Origin of the sequence: Promicromonospora sukumoe, from assembly GCF_014137995.1 — a bacterium.
Taxonomy (GTDB): domain Bacteria; phylum Actinomycetota; class Actinomycetes; order Actinomycetales; family Cellulomonadaceae; genus Promicromonospora; species Promicromonospora sukumoe.
Genome location: NZ_JACGWV010000003.1, coordinates 1 through 22,745, shown reverse-complemented (window position 1 = coordinate 22,745; position 22,745 = coordinate 1). Strand labels below are relative to the sequence as shown.

18 protein-coding genes are annotated in these 22,745 nt (G+C 72.4%); 7 read left to right on the top strand and 11 right to left on the bottom strand.

What is annotated here, in order from left to right; translation table 11 throughout:
* The first annotated feature begins 123 nt into the window (after positions 1-123).
* Complete coding sequence (locus tag FHX71_RS24270) at positions 124-993, top strand: winged helix-turn-helix domain-containing protein (protein ID WP_182620102.1); 870 nt, start codon at positions 124-126, stop codon at positions 991-993.
* A gap of 7 nt (positions 994-1,000) precedes the next feature.
* On the opposite strand, the gene FHX71_RS24265 is transcribed toward FHX71_RS24270, so the two are convergent.
* Positions 1,001-2,344: an MATE family efflux transporter gene (locus FHX71_RS24265; protein ID WP_182620101.1), complete on the bottom strand. Its 1,344-nt coding sequence runs from the start codon at positions 2,342-2,344 to the stop codon at positions 1,001-1,003.
* A 383-nt stretch (positions 2,345-2,727) separates the two neighbouring features.
* On the opposite strand from FHX71_RS24265, the gene dnaB reads away from it, so the two are divergent.
* From dnaB to FHX71_RS24250, 3 genes are all read left to right on the top strand, one after another.
* On the top strand, positions 2,728-5,316 hold the full coding sequence (gene dnaB / locus FHX71_RS24260) for a replicative DNA helicase (RefSeq protein WP_182620100.1): 2,589 nt from the start codon (positions 2,728-2,730) through the stop codon (positions 5,314-5,316).
* Positions 5,317-5,464: 148 nt separating this feature from the next.
* Positions 5,465-6,628 (top strand): AI-2E family transporter, encoded by a 1,164-nt coding sequence (locus FHX71_RS24255; protein ID WP_182620099.1) that lies wholly within the window; start codon positions 5,465-5,467, stop codon positions 6,626-6,628.
* A 54-nt stretch (positions 6,629-6,682) separates the two neighbouring features.
* Positions 6,683-7,951: a cytochrome P450 gene (locus FHX71_RS24250; protein WP_182620098.1), complete on the top strand. Its 1,269-nt coding sequence runs from the start codon at positions 6,683-6,685 to the stop codon at positions 7,949-7,951.
* Positions 7,952-8,007: 56 nt separating this feature from the next.
* On the opposite strand, the gene FHX71_RS24245 is transcribed toward FHX71_RS24250, so the two are convergent.
* Positions 8,008-8,943, bottom strand: a complete 936-nt coding sequence (locus FHX71_RS24245) for an alpha/beta hydrolase (RefSeq protein ID WP_182620097.1) — start codon at positions 8,941-8,943, stop codon at positions 8,008-8,010.
* 104 nt (positions 8,944-9,047) lie between these two features.
* Between FHX71_RS24245 and FHX71_RS24240 the strand changes: the two genes are divergently transcribed.
* Positions 9,048-9,935 (top strand): helix-turn-helix domain-containing protein, encoded by an 888-nt coding sequence (locus FHX71_RS24240; RefSeq protein WP_182620096.1) that lies wholly within the window; start codon positions 9,048-9,050, stop codon positions 9,933-9,935.
* Between the two features lie 6 nt (positions 9,936-9,941).
* On the opposite strand, the gene FHX71_RS24235 is transcribed toward FHX71_RS24240, so the two are convergent.
* The gene (locus FHX71_RS24235) at positions 9,942-10,466 is read right to left on the bottom strand and encodes a GNAT family N-acetyltransferase (RefSeq protein ID WP_182620095.1); all 525 of its coding nucleotides are present in this window, start codon (positions 10,464-10,466) and stop codon (positions 9,942-9,944) included.
* Between the two features lie 55 nt (positions 10,467-10,521).
* Between FHX71_RS24235 and FHX71_RS24230 the strand changes: the two genes are divergently transcribed.
* Positions 10,522-11,112, top strand: coding sequence for a TetR/AcrR family transcriptional regulator (locus FHX71_RS24230; protein ID WP_182620094.1), 591 nt, complete (start codon positions 10,522-10,524; stop codon positions 11,110-11,112).
* Here FHX71_RS24230 and FHX71_RS24225 read toward each other — a convergent pair.
* From FHX71_RS24225 to FHX71_RS24200, 6 genes are all read right to left on the bottom strand, one after another.
* Entirely contained in the window at positions 11,087-12,001 is a 915-nt protein-coding gene (locus tag FHX71_RS24225; RefSeq protein ID WP_246403541.1) for an alpha/beta fold hydrolase, read from the bottom strand. The two genes, FHX71_RS24230 and FHX71_RS24225, sit on opposite strands and share 26 nt — an antisense overlap.
* Before the next feature lie 29 nt (positions 12,002-12,030).
* The gene (locus FHX71_RS24220; RefSeq protein ID WP_182620093.1) at positions 12,031-12,447 is read right to left on the bottom strand and encodes a VOC family protein; all 417 of its coding nucleotides are present in this window, start codon (positions 12,445-12,447) and stop codon (positions 12,031-12,033) included.
* 169 nt (positions 12,448-12,616) lie between these two features.
* On the bottom strand, positions 12,617-13,225 hold the full coding sequence (locus FHX71_RS24215; protein WP_182620092.1) for a DinB family protein: 609 nt from the start codon (positions 13,223-13,225) through the stop codon (positions 12,617-12,619).
* Positions 13,226-13,280: 55 nt separating this feature from the next.
* Entirely contained in the window at positions 13,281-14,453 is a 1,173-nt protein-coding gene (locus FHX71_RS24210; RefSeq protein ID WP_182620091.1) for an RDD family protein, read from the bottom strand.
* 73 nt (positions 14,454-14,526) lie between these two features.
* Complete coding sequence (locus tag FHX71_RS24205) at positions 14,527-15,642, bottom strand: mannonate dehydratase (RefSeq protein ID WP_220490517.1); 1,116 nt, start codon at positions 15,640-15,642, stop codon at positions 14,527-14,529.
* A gap of 124 nt (positions 15,643-15,766) precedes the next feature.
* Positions 15,767-18,754 (bottom strand): glycoside hydrolase family 2 TIM barrel-domain containing protein, encoded by a 2,988-nt coding sequence (locus tag FHX71_RS24200; protein WP_182620089.1) that lies wholly within the window; start codon positions 18,752-18,754, stop codon positions 15,767-15,769.
* A gap of 180 nt (positions 18,755-18,934) precedes the next feature.
* Between FHX71_RS24200 and arfA the strand changes: the two genes are divergently transcribed.
* Positions 18,935-20,446: an arabinosylfuranosidase ArfA gene (gene arfA / locus FHX71_RS24195; protein ID WP_182620088.1), complete on the top strand. Its 1,512-nt coding sequence runs from the start codon at positions 18,935-18,937 to the stop codon at positions 20,444-20,446.
* Between the two features lie 225 nt (positions 20,447-20,671).
* On the opposite strand, the gene FHX71_RS24190 is transcribed toward arfA, so the two are convergent.
* Positions 20,672-21,982 carry an ABC transporter substrate-binding protein gene (locus FHX71_RS24190; protein WP_182620087.1) on the bottom strand — a complete coding sequence of 437 codons (1,311 nt, stop codon included), beginning with the start codon at positions 21,980-21,982 and terminating at the stop codon, positions 20,672-20,674.
* Positions 21,983-22,044: 62 nt separating this feature from the next.
* Positions 22,045-22,745, bottom strand: a 701-nt coding sequence (locus FHX71_RS24185) for a carbohydrate ABC transporter permease (protein WP_182620086.1), incomplete at its 5' end; no start/stop codon positions are given.

The following is a 22,745-nucleotide window of genomic DNA, read 5'->3' as shown; positions in this document are numbered from 1 at the left end:
GCCACGCAACGGGCAGGTAACGAAAAATTGACCCAAGCGGTACGACCCGGGGGCAAACTGGCGCGCGCTGGCCAGGTTTAACCCGGTTCACGCCTGAACGGTCGACCACGGAGGGTGACGCACATGCCGCACGACCTCGCACCAGGACCCAACCCCGGCCTCGTCGTGTGCGTCGGCCTCCCCTCGGACCAGATCATCGAGATCGCCCGTCTCCTCCGCGGTCAGGCGACCGTGCTCGCCACCCCGGACGCGGACGGCGCCCGCGCCGTCCTCACCCACCAGAGCGCGCCCCGGCGGCCGGCTGCTGCCCCGTGGCACGGCCACGGCACGCAGCCCGAGCGGTTCGACAACCCCGGTCCCACGGACGAGCGGCCCTACGGCCGCCACCTGTCCGAGCACCTCGCCGACGGCCTCCCGGACAACCCGACGGGTGCCGCGGGGCGTGCCGTCCCCGACGTCCTGGCCACGCCCTTGTCGCCGACTGCCGGGTCGTACGGCGCCGCGCCACGGCCGAGGACGGGCGCCCTGCCGGTGCTGCCCGGGTCGGCGCAGTCCGCGCCGCACCTGGCGGCGTCCGCGCCCGGGCGACCGCCGACCGGCGCGGTCCGTGTCGTCGCCGACGAGCTGCGCCCGGCCACGGGGCCCGTCCCCGCCGTGACCGGCGCCGTCCAGATGGTCGCCCCGCCCACGCTCGACCCGCTGGTCGCCGGCCCGCTGCTCGTGGACCTGGCCGGCCGCGAGGTCACGGCGCTGGGCCGGCGCGTGTACCTGTCGGCGCGGGAGTTCGACCTGCTCGCGACGCTCGCCCTGGAGGCGGGGCGCGTCTGGTCGTTCGCCGAGCTGACGGCGCGGGTCTGGCAGCTGCCCTACCTCGGCGACTCCGACCCGGTGACGTCCGCGGTGAAGCGGCTGCGCAAGCGGCTGGCCCCCGTGCGCGACGTCGAGGTGGCGTCGGTGCGGGGCGTCGGCTACCGGCTCAAGGTGTGGGGCTGACCAGGGCTCACGCGCCCGTCACCTGCCAGCGGTCGCCCCGCGCGCGCCAGCCGGTGGTCACGGCGCGCGCGGCCATGAAGACGCCCGCGAACGCGAGCCAGAGCCACGCGAGCCCGCGTGCGCCGTCGGGCGCCCAGGCCGCGACCGCGAGCGCGAACGGGAGGTAGACGACGAGCGTGGCCATGCCCGCCCAGGCGAGGTAGCGGCCGTCGCCGGCGCCGATGAGGACGCCGTCGAGCACGAAGACCCAGCCCGCCATGGGCATGAGGACGCCGCACACGGCGATGCCGAGGGCGATGGCGACGCGAACGTCGGGGTCGGGTGAGAAGAGGGGCGCGATCCACCAGCCGGCCGCGGCGAGGAGCAGGCCGATCGCGGCTCCGGCGCCGACGCCCCACTGCAGGCAGCGGCGCAGCACGTGCCGCACGTGGCCGACGTCGCCGGCCCCGAGGCCGTGCCCGACCAGGGCCTGTGCCGCGATGGCGAGGGCGTCGAGGGCGAACGCGGCGAGGCCCCACAGGGAGCTGACGACCTGGTGCCCGGCGAGCGCGACGTCGCCGAGGCCGGTCGCGACGACCACCGTCACGAGGATGGCGGCGCGCAGGCTGAGAGTGCGGACCACCAGGGGCGCGCCCGCGCGGGCGCCGGACAGGATGCCGGCGTGGTGGGGGCGCAGGCTCGCGCCCCGGCGCCGGGCGCCGCGCACCACGATGACGCCGAGCACGACGGCCATGAGGAGCTGGGTCACGGCCGTGCCCAGGCCTGACCCCGCGATCCCCAGGCCCAGCCCGTAGACGAGCGTGATGTTGAGGACCGTGTTGAGAAGGGCGCCGGCCGCGGCGACGACGAGCGGGGTGCGGGTGTCCCGCAGGCCGCGCAGCACGCCGGTCGCGGCCTGGACCACGAGCATCCCGGCGAGCCCCGGGGCGGACCACCGCAGGTAGGTGACGGCGTGCTCCGCGACCTCGCCGTCGGCGCCCAGGGCGGACACGGTGAGCGGGGCGGCGAGCAGCAGGACGACGAAGAGCACCACGCCGATCCCGAGCGCGAGCCACATCCCGTCGATGCCGGACTGGAGGGCCTGGCGCTCCTTGCCCGCTCCGGTGAGCCGGGCCACGGACGCGGTCGTGGTGTAGGCGAGGAAGACGCAGAGCCCGACGAGTGTGAGCAACACGTTGCTGGCGAGCGACAGGCCGGCGAGCTGTGCCGTGCCGAGGTGGCCCACGACCGCGCTGTCGACGAGGACGAAGACGGGCTCGGCGATGAGGGCCCCGAGGGCGGGTACCGCGAGGGCGAGGATCTCCCGGTCGATGGACCGCGGGGAACCGGGGGTGTGGCGAGGCTCGCCCAACTTTCTTTCCTCCACAGGCTGGGGTTTACGTCGACGCAGGTCAGACCGCATGTCGATGTTTTACACAGGGGTTATCCACAACTGGGGACAGGGTTGTCCACCCGCTGTGCACAGGCCTGGGCCACCTTTCCACATGGATGTGCACAGGCTTGTCCACAGGTCTCGTTGCGCTCGGTTGCGCGGGGGCCTAGCGTCAGCGGGGCTGGCTCGCAGGTCCGATGTCCGGGGGCTGTCGCGCACGACACAGAGGCGTGTCGGGGCCGATCTCCCCAGCGTGTCGGTGGCGAGGAGTAGAACAGGTGTAGGACATCGGCCGGGCGCACGCGTAGCGTGTGCCCGGGCGTCACGGGATGTCACGGAAATCAGGAAGGCTGGAGGCGCGGATGTCGATCGAGGAGCTCGAGTCGAGCTACTCCGGCGGGAGCCCCGGCCTCGACCGGACCCCGCCGCAGGACGTCCCCGCGGAGATGAGCGTGCTGGGCGGCATGCTGCTGTCCAAGGACGCGATCGCCGACGTGATCGAGCAGATCCGCGGCAACGACTTCTACCGGCCGGCCCACGAGGCCATCTACGACGCGATCATCGACCTCTACGGCCGTGGCGAGCCGGCCGACGCCATCACCGTGGTCGCCGAGCTGCAGCGCCGGGGCGAGCACGCCCGCGTCGGCGGCGCCCCGTACATCCACGACCTCATGGCGGGCGTGCCCACGGCCGCCAACGCCGGGTACTACGCCAAGATCGTCCGCGAGCGCGCCATCATGCGCCGCCTCGTCGAGGCCGGCACGCGCATCGTCCAGATGGGCTACGCGACCGACGGCGGCGAGGTGGACGACGTCGTCAACAACGCGCAGGCCGAGGTCTACGCCGTGACGGAGCGGCGCGCGTCCGAGGACTACCTGCCGCTGGCCGAGATCATCGGCCCGACGTTCGACGAGATCGACGCCGCCCAGGGCCGCGGCGAGGGGCTCACCGGCGTGCCGACGGGCTACTCGGACTTCGACCGGCTGACCAACGGCCTGCACGGCGGCCAGATGATCGTCGTCGCCGCCCGACCTGCTGTGGGTAAGGCACTCGCGCTCGACACCCCGCTGCCGACGCCGTCCGGGTGGACCACCATGGGCGAGGTCGCGGTCGGTGACCTCATCCTGGCCGCCGACGGCACTCCGACGCGCGTGGTCGCGGCGACCGAGATCATGCAGGGGCGCCCGTGCTACGAGGTGGAGTTCGACGACGGCACGGTGATCGTGGCCGACGCCCAGCACCAGTGGGTCACGAGCGATCGCGTCCAGCGCCGCAAGGTGCGCGTGGGCACCGCACCCGAGACTTCTGTGCACACCACCGAGGAGATCCTCGCGACGCTGCGGACAGCAACGGCTGACCGGCGCGCCAACCATTCGGTGACGACGGCACAGCCCCTCGTACTGCCCGCTGCGGACCTGCCGATCCACCCCTACGCCCTGGGCGTCTGGCTGGGCGACGGCACGTCCCGGCGTGCCGAGTTCACGTCGGCGGACCCCGAGATCGCGATGATGATCGAGGGCCTGGGCTACGTGGCGCAGGCGCGAGGCACCGCGAAGGGTGCCGCTCGCACGTACTCCATGCTGCTTCCGGAGCCCGAGGTGCGCTCGGCGGAGTGCATCGTCTGCGGCACCTCCTTCGTGCCGAAGATGGCCTCGCTGCTCGCGTGCAGCAAGGCTTGTGCGGCACGTTCCCGGGGCATGGCGCGCCCCGCGCATCCGACCTGCCCCGACTGCGGCAAGCCGGGTTGGGGGTTCCGGCGCTGCCAGGAGTGCCACAACGCACACGGCACGATGGGCGGCCGGCTGCGGAGCATCGATGTGCTCCAGAACAAGCACATCCCGACGTCGTACCTCCGCGCCAGCGAGGACCAGCGCCGGGCGCTGCTCGCGGGCCTGCTCGACTCCGACGGGACGGTCAACCCCCAGGGCAGCGTCCAGATCGCACTGACCTCTGAGCGGCTCGCACGGGACACTCGTGAGCTGATCCTGTCCCTCGGGTACCGCACGGGCTGGTCGAAGAAGCGGGTCAACGGCCGGACCGAAGCGTCCTCCACCGTCTTCACGATCACGTTCACCACCGAGGACGACGTGTTCGCGCTGGAGCGCAAGCGACTCACCCACAAGTCACGGCGGCGCCCCGCGACCGCCAAGCTCACCTCGCGGTTCGTGGTCGACGTCCGGCCGATCGAGTCGGTGCCCGTGCGCTGCGTCGAGGTCGAGCACTCGTCGCACCTGTACCTGGCGAGCCGGTCGATGGTCCCCACCCACAACTCTGTGCTCGGCATCAACGTCGCTTCTCATGCGGCCATCCACCACGAGATGGCCGCCGTCATCTTCTCCCTGGAGATGAGCCGCAACGAGATCGTCATGCGAATGCTCGCCGCCGAGGCGCGCGTGCCGCTGACGAAGATGCGCAGCGGCAACATGGACGACGGCGACTGGCAGAAGCTGGCCGCCACCATGGGCAAGGTCTCGGACGCCCCGCTGTTCATCGACGACTCGCCGAACATGTCGCTGATGGAGATCCGGGCCAAGTGCCGGCGCCTCAAGCAGAAGCACGACCTCAAGCTGGTGGTCATCGACTACCTCCAGCTGATGTCGTCCGGCAAGCGCGTCGAGTCGCGTCAGCAGGAGGTCTCCGAGTTCTCGCGGTCGCTCAAGCTGCTAGCGAAGGAGCTCGAGGTGCCCGTGATCGCCATCTCGCAGCTGAACCGTGGCGCCGAGCAGCGCAGCGACAAGAAGCCGCAGATGTCCGACCTCCGTGAGTCCGGCTCCATCGAGCAGGACGCCGACGTCGTGATCCTGCTGCACCGTGAGGACGCGTACGAGAAGGAGTCGCCGCGCGCCGGCGAGGCCGACCTGATCGTGGCCAAGCACCGTAACGGCCCCACCGACGTCATCACGGTGGCCTTCCAGGGCCACTACCAGCGCTTCGTCGACATGCAGGTGTAGACCGCCCGTCGGCGGTCGCCGTGCAGGCCACGGGCCGTCTTCGGGTTCGGCGTCGGCGCGCGACCTGGCGCTCGGGGCAATAACGTCGGCACGTCCGGCGTCCGCCGGACCCAGCACCCGCTGGACCCACGTACGAGGAGGACAGGCGATGGGTCTCTTCGGCCGCCGCGCACCGGCCCCTGCCCGCACCGACGCCGAGGAGCGGCCGCAGGCCGATCCCGAGAACGCGCACGGCGCGTCCCGGCTCTGGTCGGACGGCTTCGGCCGGGTCGGCACCCGGTCGCTGCAGGTCCTCGCGGTCATCGCGATCATCGCCGTCTTCGGGTACGTGGGCACGCGCCTGACGCTGGTCGTGATCCCCGTGCTCATCGCGCTCGTGCTGGCGGCTGCGATCTCCCCGCTGGTCTCGTTTCTCCGACGCCACGGGTGGCCGTCGCTGCTCGCCACGTGGGTCTCGCTCCTGGCGCTCGTCGCGCTGCTGTCGGCGATCGTGTGGCTCGTCGTGCGGGCGGTCGCGGACCAGTGGGACGAGCTGGGGCAGCAGGCGCTCGACGGCTTCGACTCCCTGCAGACCTACGTGCAGGACCTGCCCTTCGACTTCACGGGCGACCAGATCGCCTCGGTGCGGGACGCCGCCGTGAACCTGCTGCAGTCCGACACCTTCGGGTCCGGCGCCATCGCGGGCGTCTCCCAGACCGCCGACTTCATCGCGGGCTTCTTCATCATGACCGTCGTCCTGTTCTTCTTCCTGAAGGACGGGCCGGCGATGTGGGAGTTCTTGCTGCGGCCGTTCGAGGGCCACCGGTACGAGCGGGGGCAGCGCGTCGGCGCGGCGACCGTTAGCACGCTCGGCGGCTACGTGCGCGGCACGGCGATCGTGGCGCTGGTCGACGCCGTCGGCATCGGGATAGGCCTCGCGATCGTGGGCGTGCCGCTCGTCATCCCCCTGTCCGTGCTCGTCTTCCTGCTCGCCTTCATCCCCCTGGTCGGCGCCACGCTGGCCGGGATCATCGCGGCCTTGGTCACGCTCGTCGCCGTCGGGCCGGTCGAGGCGCTGATCGTCGTCGCGATCGTGGTGGCCGTGAACCAGCTCGAGGGCGACTTCCTCCAGCCGATCGTGATGGGCCGGACCCTGCGCCTGCACCCCCTCGTCATCCTGTTCGCCCTGACCGCCGGGACGGTGCTCGCCGGCATCACGGGCGCCGTGCTCGCAGTGCCGGTCGCCGCGTCGATCTGGCGGGCGATCCAGGTGTGGGACGGACCGGACCTTCCGGCACGGTTCGCCCGGCAGAAGCGCGAAGAGACGGTCTGAGCGGGTGAATCTGGGTCTTCCGGGAACCATGTCGCCCATGGTCAGATGGCGTCCATGACCCAGCAGACGACCGGGGGCACGGCCTCGCTGGAAAGCCACACGGGGCTCACCTCCCTGACCGAGATCACCAGCAGCCCGGACCCTCAGGCCCACTACGCCCGGCTGCGCAAACAGTGGGGCGCCGTGGCGCCGGTCGAGATCGAGCGCAAGGACGACGTCGTCGTGCCGGCGTGGCTGGTCCTGGGGCACGCCGAGAACTGTCAGGTGATGCGCTCGGAGCTCGACTACAGCCGGAACGCCGCCAACTGGCGGTGGAACGTCGAGAACCTGCTGCCGCCCGGCACGGCGATCGGCACCTACACCCCGTCGGTGCCCCGGCCGACGGCGTTCTACCACGACGGGGACGAGCGCAAGCGGCTGCGCGAGCCGCTCGACGAGGCGCTGGCGGCCCTCGACGAGCGGGTGGTCCGCGAGCGGACCACGGACATGTGCGAGCGCGTCATCGACCGGATGGGTCCGTCCGGGTCCGGTGACCTGGTCAAGGCGTACTGCCGGCCCATCGGCTTTCTCGCGATGACCACCACGCTCGGGTTCGACCTCGAGACCGGCGCCATGCTCATGGCCGACGCCGCCTCCCTGGTGAGCGGTGACGGCGACCGGGTCGCCAAGGCCCAGGCGAACACCGCCGGGATCGTCCTGGAGCACATCCGTCAGCGGCGCGAGGAGGGCGGGGAGGACCTGCTCTCGCGCCTCGCGGTCCACCCCAATTTCGCGCACGACGGCGAGATCGCCAGCAGCGCGATCGTCCCCGTCAGCGCGGCGGCCATCTTCCTGACGGCGTGGATCACCGAGACGCTGCACCAGGTCCTGGCCGACCGGAGCTTCGCCGCCCGGGTCAGCGGCGGCCGGCTCACGCTCGACGGCACGCTCGACGAGGTGCTGTGGCGCCGCTCCCCGATCGCCCAGTCCCCGGCGCCGCGGTTCGCCCTGAACGACGTCGAACTCGGGGGACGCCGTATCCGCAGGGGCGACGCCCTGGTGCTCGGGATCGCCGCGGCGAACCGGGACCCGGCCGTGCACACCGGCGACCCGTGGGACGAGGTCGACAACCGCTCCCACCTGTCCTGGGGCACGGGGCCGCACGCCTGCCCCGCACCCCGCCTGGCCCGGCTGATCGCCCGCACCGCCGTGGACCAGCTCCTGCGGCACATGGACGTCACGCTGACGGAGCCCACCGACGACCTGCCGTGGGCCGCCTCGGCGTGGGTGCGGCACTCCGAGCGGCTGCCGGCGACCTGGAGCCAGGTGCCGACCGCGATGTGATCGGCGCCGTGCGGGCCGCCGGCACCCGTCGACGGCCCGTACGTCGCCGACCGCGGTCACACCCCGGCGAGCCCTTCGGCGAAGAACGCGGTCAGCTTCTCGACGACCGGTCCGACGAACTCGGGCTTGTCGTAGAGGTCGACGTGGCTGGCGCCCTCGACCCAGTGCAGCTCCTTGGGCTCGCGCGCGTCGGCGAACGCCAGGGTGCCCATGTGCTTCGTGACCGCCTCGGTCCCCTGCACGAGGAGCAGGGGCCGCGGAGCGATCATGCCGACGAACCGGAGCTGGTCGGAGGTCGCGATGCGGTCGACGCTCGACCAGGTGAACTCCTTGGCGGATCGCGGGTGCGCCCCGCGCTCCGTGCGGTAGTACTCGAAGCCCTCGAAACCGTGCCGGCCGCCCGCCGCCCGGGCCTCCTCGGCGGTCTCCGGGAAGACCGGGAACATGCCCGTGCCCTCGCCGCGCGCCTCGGCCGTGCGGGCCGCGGCGGCGGCGTCGAGCATCCCCTGGACGACGGCCGGGGGCTGGGCGCCGTCGGCACCCTCCCGGAACTGGCGCCCGACGTCGACGCCGCTGACCGTCGCGAGCGCCCGGACGCGGTGGTCGCCGGCCGTCGCCGCGATGCCGTAGCCGCCCGACGCGCAGATGCCGAGCATCCCGATCCGGTCGGCGTCCACCTCGGGCCGGGTGGTAAGGAAGGAGACGGCCGCCTTGAGGTCCTCGACGCGGTGGGCGGGATCCTCCAGCCCGCGCGGTGTGCCGCCGCTCTCGCCCTGGTAGGCGGCGTCGAAGGCGAGCGTCGCGAAGCCCTGTTCGGCGAGGCGGGCGGCGTAGGTGCCGGCGGTCTGCTCCTTGACCCCGGTCCCGGGGTGTCCGACGACGATCGCGGGGAGCGGCCCGGACGCGGCGTCGGGCACGGCCGGCGACGGGAGGTAGAGGTGGCCGGCGAGCAGGATTCCGGCGCTGTCGAAGGTGACGTCTGTTCGGTTCATGCGACCAGGCTGTGCCGCTCGGAGTCCGAGCAACAGCGTCGGGTTCCTGCCGGGGAAGGATCCTGCCCTCCCACGCCGGGCCGCCCGCTCGCAGAATGGACCGTATGAACTCGCACGTGGACCCGGACGAGCTCGGCGCGTTCCTCAGGGCGCGCCGGGCCGAGCTCAGCCCGCACGCCGTCGGCCTCCCCGAGACGGTGTCGCGGCGCAAGGTGCCCGGGCTGCGCCGCGAGGAGGTCGCCCAGGTCGCGGCGATCAGCGTCGACTACTACACGCGCCTCGAACAGGGCCGCGTCGCGGCGTCCGCGGCGGTGCTCGCCACCCTCTCGGCGGCCCTGCGGCTCGACGAGGACCAGCAGCGCTACCTCTACGAGATCGCGGGAAAGACTGACGCCAGGCCCCGGCGCCGGCGCGCCCGGCAGACCGTCCGACCGGCGATGCGGCGGCTCCTCGACCAGCTCACGGGCACGCCGGCGATCGTGCTCGGCAAGCGGATGGACGTCGTCGCCTGGAATCCGGCGGCGGCCGCCCTGTTCGTCGACTTCGGCAGCGTCCCGGCGGGGCGGCGCAACTACGTGCGCCTGCTCTTCACCGACCCGACCGTGCGTGCGCTCAACGTCCGGTGGGAGCACGACGCAAGGGAGGCCGTCGCCGCGCTGCGCATGGAGGCGGCGACCGATCCCGACGACCCCGAGCTGGCGCGGCTGGTCGGTGAGCTCGCCGTGCTCGACCCGGACTTCCGGCGCTGGTGGGCCGAGCGCCGGGTCAACAGCGCCACCTACGGCACCAAGCAGTACCGGCACGCTGTCGTCGGCGACCTCACGCTCGACTGCGACACCTGGTCCAGCCCCGACGGCAGCGGGCAGCGCCTGATGGTCCTGACCGCGGAAGCCGGATCGCCGTCGGACGAGGCGCTGCGCATCCTGGCCTCCTGGACCGCGACGCCGCCTACGACGACGGCAGCGGCGCCGGCGACCACGACCGAGCACTGACGGGTCTCACCCCGCAGCGACGGCGGGCTCCAGGTCGAGCACCCAGTTCTGGCCCACGAGGTCGTGCCCGAAGCTGTGGTGCCTCTCCTCGTCGGCCAGCGTGAAGCCCTCGCCCTCGTAGATGTGCCGCGCCGAGGCGAGCACGTCGTTGGTCCACAGGGTCACGCGCCCGTACCCCGCGGCCCGGGCGAACGACAGGCACTCCCCGACCAGCAGGCGGCCCAGCCCGAGCCCCCGGGCTTCCGGCGCGACGAGCAGGATGCGGAGCTTGGCGACGCCCGGCTCGTCCCCGGACACGAGGAAGACGCAGCCGGCGCGCTCGCCGTCCACCTCGGCGATCCACGCGGCCTCCGTGCGCGGGTCGTGGGCCCCGGCGTAGTCGGCGACGATCCGCGCGACGAGCGCCTCGAACTCCGTGTTCCAGCCGAACTGGCGGTGGTAGGTCTCGCCGTGCGCCAGCACCACCCAGCCCAGGTCGCCCGGCTGGTCGGCGCGGCGCACCCGCACCTCGCGCTGTCGGTCCTGCTGCATGCGATCCTCCCGTTACCACTGACACGACTGTTTCAGTAGCAGTAGGCTAACCCCCATGCCAGACGTCGAGCCAGGCCCGTCCGCACGCCAGGTCGAGCTGCTGGAGGCCGCGTACGCGTACGCCCTGGTCAACGGCCTGGCCGGCCTGTCCCTGCGCCCCCTGGCCGCGGCCATCGGCTCCAGCCCGCGCGTGCTGATGTTCCTGTGGGGCAGCAAGGACGGTCTGGTCCAGGCGCTCCTGAGCCGGGCACGCCAGGACGAGCTCGCGCTCCTGGCCCGCCTCGGGCAGGCCGACGACGACGCGCCGCCGGGCCTGGCGCCGACGGTCGAGCTCGTCTGGTCCTGGCTGGCGGACGCCGAGCACCGCCCGCTGCTGCGCCTGTGGGCCGAGGCCTACACCCGCTCGCTCGTCGAGCCCGACGGGCCCTGGGCCGGGTTCGCGCGCGCCACCGTGGACGACTGGCTCGGCGTCCTCGCCGCCCGCCAGCCCGCGCCCGAACGCGACGGCGCCGAGGGCCCGGTGCGCCGCACGCTGGCCCTGGCCGTGCTGCGGGGCGCCCTGCTCGACCTGCTCGCCACCGACGACGAACCCCGGGTCACCGCCGCCGTGGCGCTCCAGCTCAGCCTGCTGCGGCCGGCTCGCTGACGCCGGCCTCGGCGCCGGCGCCGGCGCCGGCCTCCGCCGTCGGACCTGCCGCCAGGCCCGCCAGCAGCTCGGCCGCCGCCCGCGGCCGGACCAGCCACGACAGGTGGCTCGACTCCAGCGTGTGCACGTCGTACGGGTTGCCGGGCGTGAGCGCGTCCGCCTCGCGGATCATCCGGTCCTGCATGGCGGGCGGGATGCTCGTGTCCTCACTGAGCCGCACGTAGGTCCGGGGGATCGTGCCCCAGGTGGCCGCCTGGACCCGGTCGTCCGGCGTGCCGGCGTCGAGGTTCTCGTCCGGCTGGAACGTGTTGAGGAACGTGCGGAACTCGTCGTCGGTACCGTCCGCGTGGAACGCCGCCTTGAGGCCGGCCAGCACCGCCGGGTCCGCCGTGCGGAAGTTGCAGCGCAGCAGCCCGAGCGCGGCCGGGTCGCCGGCGAGCACGGCCGCGAGCGCCGCCTGGTCCGTGCCGGCCATCTCGGGTCCGGCGTAGTAGCCGCCCACGTCCAGGTCGACGGGCGCCCAGGCGGAGACGTAGACGATCCGGTCGACCAGGTCGGGGCGGGCGTTGCCGACGGCGGTCAGCGTGATGCCACCCCGGCTGTGGCCGACCAGGATCACCGGGCCGTGCTCCTTGGCCCGTTCGAGGACCTCGACGACGCGGGCCACGTTGTCGGCGAGCGTGACGCCCTGGATGCTGCCGGGCGTGGTCGCGAGTCCGGCCGGGTCCTGAGGTGCCTGGTAGGCGGCCGGGTAGGTGGCCTCGAACCCGTGGCCGGGCAGGTCGACGGCTGCGGAGCGGTGCCCGAGCAGTGCAAGCTCGGCCTGGAGCGGCGCGAACGAGAACGAGTTGGCGAAGGCGCCATGGACCAGCACGAACGTGGGTGACATGGCGCCAGATGCTAGCCGAGGCGGCTCTTTCAGCCGCCAGGATTTTCGAGGAACGCCTCCATCCCTGCGCCGTCGGCGAGGCCGATGATGTTGCCGTCCGGGTCGGTGAACCAGGCGCCGTCGCCGCCCTCCATGAAGCCGCGCACGATGCCCTTCTCGTCCTGGTCGAACCCTTCGTAGTGCTGGAAGGGCACGCCCTTGGCGGCGAGCTCGTCGACGACTTGGTCGACGTCCTCGACCGTCAGGTGCATGACGGTGAACGGGGCCGGGACGTGGTCGTCCTTCTGGTAGATGAAGACGGCGGCGCCGTCCCCGAGGTCGAGCACCAGGCCCGCGCCCTCGTCGAGGGCCGACACGCTCAGCCCGAGCGTGTCCTCGTAGAACGCTCGCGCGGCGTCGATGTCGTTCGCCGCGAACGTCGGCAGCACTCTGCGCACTTTGACCATCGTTGTCACTCCTCCGTGATCGCCGGCGACCGTACGGAGTGGTCCGTCGGGAGCGCCGGACCCTTTCCACACTGCCACTGTCGCGCGTGGGCGCAAGCGGCCGGCGGGCCGGGATCGCGACATCACCCGCCGGCGGCCGTCGCCGCGTCGGCACGGTGGCCGACGGCGGTCACTGGCCGACGCGGCCGTCCACGCGCTCGCGCAGGAGGTCGGCGTGGCCGCAGTGCCGCGCGTACTCGACGACGTGTCCGAGCAGGCCGTCCCGGACCTGCAGGTCGCCGCCCTCGGGGCCGAGGTCGGACACGCCGGTGTTCCAGCTCGCGAGGTCGGTCACGCCGTCCAGGTACCGGTCGGTGGCCGCCATCTCGGTGTGCCACCGGCGCCACGCGTCGTCGACGACGGCGGGGTCGGCCACGGCGCCGTTCCAGTCGCCGTCGCGGTCCTCGTCGGTGCGGTAGAGGGGCGGCACGTCCTCGCCGGCCAGGACCCGGCGCAGGTGCCGCTCCCCGTCGGCGAGGTGCCGCACGAGTCCGAGCAGGGACATGCCCGACGGCGGGGCGGACCGGCGGGCGAGCTGCTCGGCGTCGAGCCCGGCGCACTTCATCTCGAGCGTGAGCCGGTAGTAGCGCAGGTAGTCGAGCAGCATGCCGCGCTCGTCGGTGACCGGGGTGTCGGTCTCGCGCGGGTCGTCGTCGGGGTCGGTCCACATGTCGGGGAAGACGGTGGCACTCGTCCAGCGGGTGGTCTCGGGCTCTTCGGCCTGTTCGTGGGGCTCCATCCGTCCAGGGTGGACCTGGGCCGGGGCAGGGAGCCACGGGAATTCCGGGGTGGCGTCAGTCCCGGGGGGCCTCGGTGTAGGTCACCGTGCCGCCGCACTCCGCCAGGAGCTCGCCGTCGGCGAGCAGCCGGACGTCGATCCACGGCTGGTCGTCGAGCGTGGCGAGGTCCCGGTCGGCTGCGGGGTCGGTGATGTCGACCTGGACGTCGTGCGTGTCCCCGTCCGCACCGATGGTCCGGGTGTGCGTGAACTCCTCGTCGTCCGTCCAGGAGCCGGCGTCGCTCGTCCCGATGTCCCAGGACCGGGAGATCGCCACGGCCTCGCCGTCCCCCGGGCGGGCGTCGAGCTCCACCCGGTAGTCGGTGTCCCGGGCCGACGTGTCGCTCGTCCACGTGAGGACGGCTCCCGGGTGCGTCGTGCGGGTCTCCCGGACCGTCCACAGCCGGCGGTCCCGGTTGATCGACACGGACCCGGCCGGCCGGATCTCCCCGGCGACGAGCGCCGGCTCCGGGGTCGCCACCTCGCACAGGGGCGAGTCGTCGCCCACGTCGGCCGCGCTCCCGCTGCTGATCGGCACGTATCCGTACCCGAGCCCGAGCACGCAGGTCACGACCGCGGCCGAGTACAGGACGATGCGGGGCCGGCGGGGGAGGTCGGGGACCTCGCGCAGCACGACGGTCCGCACGATCGAGTCGGCGAACGTCTGGCGCTTCGCGTGCCAGGCGGGCCGCAGGTAGCCGATCAGCAGGATGGCGTCGAGGAAGTGGAGCACCCAACGGGCGAGCGTCTTGCCCAGCCCGGCCGGCCGGTGCTCGTCCTCGCGGACCACGCGGATGCCGGTCACGAGCTTGCCCGGCGTCCAGCCCGTCGTGGCCTGGAGGACCAGCAGGACAGCGAGGGCGGCGACCGGGACCAGGACCAGCGGGCCGCCGCCCCGGGCGGCGTCCTGGGCCGTCGAGCCCCATCCCGGCGTGAGCGTCGGCACGCCGAACTCCGGTCCGAGCGCCAGCCAGGTCACCCCGGCGAGGATCGCGTTGTCGAGGATCACCGCGACGAAGCGCTGCCCCCAGGAGGCGTAGTCCGGCTCGACGAGGGCGACGAGCGGACCCGACGTCCCGGGCGGGGCGACGGCGACGGCCGACGGCGCGCCGTCCGGCGGCCCTCCGCCGTCGGGCACACCATCGGACGTCGTCCCGCCGTCGGCCCCGGACCCCCCGCTGCTCACCATGTCTGGATCATGGCAGCGGGAGCGCCGGCCCGCCAGGAATCAGCGCTGGATCTGCCCTGGATCAGCCCTGGGATCAGCCCTGGTAGCGGTACGCGTCCCAGGCGCCGAGCAGGTACTGGATGCCCAGCGCCCGGTCGTACAGGCCGTACCCGGGGCGCGGCTTGTTGGTGGTGTTCTCGTCCCACAGGTGGCGGCCGTGGTCGGGCCGGATGTAGCCCTCGTAGCCGGCCTCGGCGTAGGCCTTCATGATGCCCGTGGTGTCGACGCTGCCCTCGCACGCGCGGTGCGCGACCTCGGTGAAGTCACCGTTGTCGAAGTGCTTGATGTTGCGCACGTGCGAGAAGTGGATCCGGTCCATGAACGTCTTCACCGCGTCGACGGCGTCCTGCTCCGGGTTGGCGGAGAAGCTGCCCAGGCAGAGCGTCAGGCCGTTGTACGGGCTCGGGTTCAGGTCGAGCACGCGTGCGAGGCCCTCCTTGGTGGAGACCACGCGCGGCCAGCCGAACACGTCGAAGGGCGGGTCGTCCGGGTGCACGCCGAGCTTCACGTCGACCTCCTCGCAGGTGGGGATCACCGCGTCGAGGAAGTACTTGTAGTTCGCGTACATGTCGTCGTGCGTCACGCCCTCGTAGGCGGCGTTGAGCTCGCTGAAGCTCGCCAGCCGCTCCGGCTCCCAGCCCGGGAGGGTCAGGCCGTGGGTGTTGGCCTCCATGTCGGCGATCAGGCTCTCGGGCGACATCTTGTCCACGACGGCCTTCTCGTAGAACAGCGCGGTCGAGCCGTCCGGCAGCGGGTGCCACAGGTCGGTGCGCAGCCAGTCGAAGACGGGCATGAAGTTGTAGCAGACCACCTTCACGCCCGACTGGCCGAGGCGGCGGATCGTCGTGATGTAGTTCTCGATCGCCTCGTCCCGGCTGAGCCCGAGCACGGTGCGGCCCAGCTTGATCGACTCGTGCACGTTGACGGACTCGACCACCTCGGCGTCGAACGTCTTCGTGATGCCCTGGGCCCGCGCCTGGTCCGACAGGCCCGTGATCGTGGCGATCTCGGCGTCGATCTCCGCCTGCTCCCACACCTCGCCGGCCTGCTTGCCGTGCAGACTCCACACGATGGTCTCCACGCCAGGGATCTGGCGCACGTGATCCAGCGTCACGGTGTCGTTGCCCTCGCCGTACCAGCGGAAGCCCATCTTCACAGCGGTTCTCCTCGTCGTCGTTGTCCAGCCGCTCTTGTATACATCATGCCCGCCCCGGCGAGCGGGGCAGGCATGATGGCTCATCCAGTGGTTCGCGCGGTGCGGCGCGAGACGCGGCTCAGAGGGTGGTGAAGCGCAGCCGCATCCGGACCGGCGCGACGTGCAGCTGGGCGTTCGGCAGCACGCCCGGACCGCAGGCCGCGCTGCCGACGCCGTGCTGCGCGGCGTCGAGGTGCAGCCAGAGCCGGCCGTCCGGCACCAGCTCGTGCGGGTGCGCCGCACGGTCGAGCGCCTCGTCGGACCACGGGCGCAGCGACAGCTCGAAGCCGACCTGCGGGCGTCCGCCGATCGTCACCTCGCCCGAGTCGATCCGCAGGCCCGAGCCGTCCGCGAAGGACAGGACGGCGCTCGTGACGCCGCGGCGCGCGCCGTTCTCCTGCGGGTGCGTGTAGCGGGTCTGCCAGTCGGCGACCGAGTGCTCCCACGCCCCGCCGAGGGCGGCCGCCCTCGAGTCCGCGTACGACTCGTCCGGGCCGAGACCGGTCCAGCGCACGCCCGCGTCGACCGCACGCGGCTCGTCGAGCGCGAGCAGCACGCCGAGGCGCGCGACGCTCTCCGGCCAGCGGCCCTCGGGCTGGATGTCGACCACCAGCTCGACGGCGTCCGGCGCGTCGGTGACGGGCTGCCAGGTGTAGCGCGTGGCGAAGCCCGCGCGCGTCGTCGGGCCCGCGATCCGCGCGTCGATCTCCAGCGCACCGGCCTCGCTCACCGCGACCCCGGCCTTGCGCTCGGCCAGCAGGTGCATGCTCGTGCTGCGCCACACCTCGGCGTCGGACAGCCCGCGCCACATGCCCGCGCGGCGGTCGTTGTCGGTCGGCGCCCGCCAGCCGTCCACCCGGAAGGCGTGCACCTCGCGGCCCGCGAGCGAGCGCAGGTCGCCGCGGCGGTCGAACCTGGCCGGGCCGGCCACGTACCCGCCGTCGGCCCCGGTGGTCACGCGGCCGGACGGCGCCACCAGGGGCGCCGGCTCGACGAGCAGGAGCTGCCCCGCGCCGAGCACGAACCCGGTCTCCAGCCAGGCCTCCTCCAGCGCGTCCGCCTTCTGCTGCACCGCGCGCAGGGTCCACCAGACCGGCGCGTCGCCCGGCTCCGGCAGGGCCAGGTCGGCCGGCGGGCGGACGACGGCCTCGGCCCCGGCCTCCAGCACCAGGTCGAGCAGGCCCGAAGCCAGCTCCTCCTCGCCGCGGTGCAGCGTCCAGCGCAGCTCGGCGTGGCTCGTGTCCCGGAACGCGTAACGGTTACGCACCAGCAGGGTGCCGTCCGGCTGGGCGTCGATCCGGACCGGCGCGAACACCGCCGCCGTCTCCAGCAGGCCCGGCGAGGGCGTGCGGTCGGGCAGCAGCAGGCCGTCGGCGATGAACGTGCCGTCGTGGAACCGCTCGCCGAAGTCTCCGCCGTACGCCGAGAACAGGTTCCCGTCGGCGTCCGTGCGGGTCAGGCCGTGGTCGATCCACTCCCAGATGAACCCGCCCATCAGGCGCGGGTACCGGTCGAACAGCGCGTCGTAGTCGGACAGGCCGCCCGGGCCGTTGCCCATCGCGTGCGCGTACTCGCACTGCAGGAACGGCATGCCGCGGCGGCGGGCATCGGCGTCGGCGCGCTCCAGCGCGGGCTCGATGCCCTGCCCGATGAGGTCCACGTGCTCGGACTCGGCGTACATCCGGGAGTACACGTCCACGTGCTCGCTGGACCAGTCGCCCTCGTAGTGGATGGGGCGGCTCGGGTCGAGCGCGCGGACGGCGTCGGCCATGGCGGGGACGTTGATGCCGCCGCCCGCCTCGTTGCCGAGCGACCACAGGACGATGCTCGCGTGGTGGCCGTCGCGGCGCACCATCCGGGTGACGCGGTCGACCAGCACCTCGGTCCAGTCCGGGTCGTTCACCGGGTTGCCCTCCCAGCCCCGCTCGTCCTCGAAGCCGTGCGTCTCCAGGTCGTTCTCGTCGATGACGTAGAGGCCGTGGCGGTCGCACAGGTCCAGGAAGTGCGGGTGCGGCGGGTAGTGGCTCGTCCGGACGGCGTTGATGTGGTGCCGCTTCATGAGCAGCACGTCCTCGAGCATCCGCTCCGGGGTCACCGACCGGCCGCGCAGCGGGTCGAACTCGTGGCGGTTGACGCCGCGCAGCTTGACGGGCCGCCCGTTGACGAGGAACACGCCGTCCTCGATCGAGACGGTGCGGAAGCCGACGGAGAGGGTCACCGTCTCGGTGTCCGTCGTGACGACGACGTCGTAGAGCCGCGGCCGCTCGGCGCTCCACGGCTCGACGGCCGCCCGGATCTCCTCGCCCGACGCCGCTGCGAGGCCGAGCTCCGGCACGGTCACCTGGGCGGCGACGGCGTCAAGGCCGGCGCCGACGACGCTCGCGGCGTCGACCCGCAGCGTGCCCGTCCCGGTGGCGTGGTCGTAGGCCGCGTGCACGCGGACGTCGTCGAGCGCGCCGGCCGGGCGGTGCTCCAGCGAGACGCTGCGGAAGATGCCGGAGAGCCACCACTGGTCCTGGTCCTCGGCGTACGACATGGCCGACCACTTGGTGACGCGCACCGCGAGCAGGTGGTCGGTGCCGGGCCGCAGCCGGTCGGTCAGGTCGATCTCGGTGGGCAGGCGGGAGCCGTGCGACGTGGCGAGCAGCTCGCCGTCGAGCGACACCTGGAACCAGGAGTCCACGCCCTCGAAGCGCAGCAGGGTGCGGCCGCCCTCGGGCCAGTCCGCAGGCAGGCGCAGCGTGGTGCGGTACTCGCCCGTCGGGTTGTCGTCGGGCACGTGGGGCGGCTCGATCGGGAACGGAAAGAGCTTGTTGTTGTACTCGGGCACGCCGTACGGCCAGGAGTGCGGGGCGCCGGCGAGCTGCCAGTGGCCCGGCACGGCCAGGCGGTCCCAGTCCTCCCCGGGCTCCGCGCGGTCCACGCCCGTGTCCGGGTGCGGGAACAGCCGGAACCGCCAGTCGCCGTCGAGCGACACGGTCGTGGCGCTCGACGCGCCGGCCGGCGGGCGGAACCGCGGTGCTACGACGCCGTCCGGGACGGCAACGGTCTCGTGGGTGATGGTCATGACTCCTCCAGGCGGCGTCGGTCGGGGAAGCGCACGATCGAGAGCGCCTGGCGCGACGCTACACCCGGGTGCGTTCAACGTTGAACTATACTGGCCGCCGGCGCTGGGCCAAACGCCGCCCTGGGCCGTTTGGTCCAACGCTGAACTATGACCGTTCCTCTGGAAGGACAGTGACTACTCGTGCACTCCGCCCGCCTCGCGATCGACCCATCGTTCGTCGTCGGACCCGTGCGCCGCGGCACCTTCGGGAGCTTCGTCGAGCACCTGGGACGCTGCGTCTACACGGGCATCTACGAGCCCGGCCACCCGACCGCCGACGAGAACGGGTTCCGTGGCGACGTGCTCGACCTGGTGCGGGAGATGGGCGTCAGCACCGTCCGCTACCCGGGCGGCAACTTCGTCTCGGGCTACCGCTGGGAGGACGGCGTGGGCCCCCGCGAGGAGCGGCCGACCCGCCTGGACCTCGCCTGGCACTCGATCGAGACCAACGAGTTCGGGCTGAACGAGTTCATGGCCTGGACCCAGGCCTCCGGCACCACGCCGATGATGGCGGTCAACCTGGGCACGCGCGGCATCGCCGAGGCGCTCGACCTGCTCGAGTACGCCAACCACCCCGGCGGCACCGAGCTGAGCGACCTGCGCCGCAAGCACGGCGTCGAGGAGCCGCACGCGATCCAGCTCTGGTGCCTCGGCAACGAGATGGACGGCCCGTGGCAGCTCGGCCACAAGACCGCCGAGGAGTACGGGCGGCTCGCCACCGAGACGGCGCGCGCGATGCGCCAGCTCGACCCGAACGTGGTGCTCGTCGCGTGCGGGTCCTCGGGCTCTGGCATGCCGACCTTCGGCGAGTGGGAGCGCACGGTGCTCACCGAGGCGTACGACGAGGTGGACATGATCTCGGCGCACGCCTACTACCGCGAGGAGGACGACCTCGGCTCGTTCCTCGCGAGCGCCGTCGACATGGACTACTTCGTGGCCTCGGTCGCGGCGACCGTCGACGCCGTGGGGGTCGCGCGCAAGTCGCCCAAGAAGATCGCCATCTCGTTCGACGAGTGGAACGTCTGGTACCACCAGGAGGAGGACCCGATCAAGGCGTCCGGCGGCCGCTGGGACAAGGCGCCGCGCCTGGAGGAGGACGTCTACACCGTCGCGGACGCCGTGGTGGTGGGCAACCTGCTCATCTCGCTGCTGCGCAACACCGACCGGGTGCACTCGGCCAGCCAGGCGCAGCTCGTCAACGCGCTGGCGCCCATCGCGACCGAGCCGGGCGGCCCGGCCTGGCGGCAGACGACGTTCCACCCGTTCGCGCTCACGTCGCGGCACGCCGCGGGCGAGGTGCTGCGGGTCGCCATCGACTCGCCGGGCTACGAGAACAAGCGGTTCGGCTCCTCGGACCTGGTGGACGCTGTGACGACCTGGGACGCCGACGGGTCGGCGCTGACCGTGTTCGTGGTCAACCGCGCGCAGGACGCCGCCACCCGCGTCGAGGTGCCCGTGGGCGCGTTCGGCGACGTCGAGGTGGTCGAGGCCCTGACCCTCGCGAACGACGACCACCACTGGCGCGCGTCCGCCGAGGACTCGACGTCGGTGCTCCCGAAGCCGAACACCACGGCGCGCGTCGAGGCCGGGACGGTCTCGATCGAGCTCCCGCCGGTCTCCTGGACGGTGCTGCGCCTCCGCGCGACCCGCTGAGCGCGGCCGCCGGCTGAGCCGGCGCCGTCGGCTGAGCCGCCGCGCTGATGTGCTCGTCTACCCAGCGATTGGGCCCGGAAACCACCTGGTTTCCGGGCCCAATCGCTGGTTCGCGCTGGCGTGTTGGTCTAACCAGCGATTGTGCCCGGAACACGGGGTGTTCCGGGCACAATCGCTGGGTTACCGCGACAGCCGGGGATGGAGCGGGCCGAGGCCCGCCCCCCGCTAGTTGTTGAGCGTCGCCAGCTCCTCGGCCGGGTCCGCGCCGTTCGCGATGTTCTGCAGCACGACGCCGAGGTCGTTCTCCAGCCCGTCGTTGCCGGGCGAGACCAGCTTGCGCGGGTGCTCGGCGGCCGCGAGGGCGTCGGTCACGGACTGCACGCTCTCCAGCGCGGTCTCGCTCTCGTCCTCGGACAGCTCGGCGCTGACGTCGTTCGCCGCCGGGAAGCCCTGCAGGGTGTCGACCCAGATCTGCTGGCCCTCGCCGACGGCGAGGAACTCGGCGAACTTGGTGGCGGCGTCGAGCTTGGCGCCCTCGAGGTCGGCGCTCAGCGCGAGCGCGTAGTCCACACCGCTGGTCGACGTCGCCGGGTTGTCGCCGACCGTCGGGAACGGGGCCATGCCGAGGACGTCGTCCTCGACGGCGCTGCCCGGCGTCTCGGCGTTGCCCGCGAGCGTGGCGCTCACGTGCCAGGAGCCGGTCGGCATGGCGAGCGACTTGCGGGCGAGCAGGTAGTCGTCGCGCGCGGACGGGTAGGTCGTGGTCGACGTCGCCGCCTGCTGGAACACGCCGTCGTCGAACAGCTTCTGCCACGCGGTCGCGGCCTCGACGAGGGTGTCCGACTCCCAGGGGATGTCGCCGGCGGCCGCGTCGTAGATCTCGCCGCCGTCGCCGTACTGGGTGCTCAGCCACACGAAGAAGTCGGCGGCGTGCCACGTGTCGGCGGCGCCCATCGCGAAGCTGCTGTAGCCGGCGTCCTGCGCGGCCTTGCTGACCTCGACCAGGCTCGCGTAGTCGGTCGGCAGCTCCAGGCCGAGCTCCTCGAAGAGGGTCTCGTTGTAGAGGTAGAACTCGCTGCCCGCCGTGAGGATCGGCAGCGCCTTGACCTCGCCGTCCGACGTCGTCGTCTCCTCCAGGAGCTCGGGCTTGACGCCGTCGATCCAGTCGGCGGCGAACTCGTCGGTGCCCAGCGCGTACTCCGCGTAGTCGTCGAACGACGACGTCGTCTGGATGCCGTACATGTCCGGCACCTCGCCCGCGAGGATGAGGTTGTCGAGCTCGCTGAGGTAGTCGCTGGCGCCGTCCGCGCCCTGGAAGTCGATCGTGATGTCGGGGTTCTCGGCCTCGAAGGCGTCGACGATCGGCTGCCACTGCTCGAGCGACGGGATCCAGGTGCGGTAGGTGAGGGTGACGGTCCCGTCCTCGGCGACGCCGTCGTCACCGCCGCCGGCGCAGCCGGCGAGCAGGACGAGGGCGGAAGCCGCACCGGTGGCGGCGAGCAGACGACGGGGGACGGCACGAGGCGATCTGAACATTGATCCTCCTTGATGGTGAACAGTGCTGGTGCGGGCCGTTGGAACGGGTCGCGGTGTTTCCTTCAGCTCTTGACGGCGCCGGCCGTGAGGCCCGACTGCAGGTAGCGCTGGCTGAAGAGGTAGACGATGACCGAGGGGATGGTCATGAGGATCAGGCCCGCGTAGAGCTGGCCGATCTGCTCCTGGCTCATGCGCTCGAACTGGAGCAGCGCGATGGCCTGGGTCACCGGGTACTTCTCGGGCGACGAGATGAGCAGGTTCGGGAGCAGGTACTCGTTCCAGGAGTACACGAACGAGAGCACGCTGACGTTGGCCAGCAGCGGGCCGCTGAGCGGCAGGAAGATGCGCCACAGGACGCCGAAGGGGCGCGCGCCGTCGATGGTCGCGGCCTCCACGAGCTCCGTGGGGATGCCGTCGAAGTGGTTCTTGGTCAGCAGGAGCATCGTCATCACGTTGAACGCGACGAGCGGGATGATCACGCCGAAGTAGCTGTCGCGGAGGCCGAGGCTGTTGATCGAGAAGAACAGCGGCGTCACCACGGAGGCGACGGGCACGGCGAGGCACGCGAGCAGTGCCCGGTAGAGGAAGACCCGCCCGGGGAACCGCATCCGGGAGAAGGCGAAGCCGCCCAGGCAGGAGATGACGACGATGATCACCGTGGACCCGCCGGCCATCAGGAAGCTGTTCCCGATCGCCGACCAGTAGTTGAACTGGTCGTGGTTCAGGACCGCGGTGTAGTTGCCGACGCCGCCGACGGCGAACG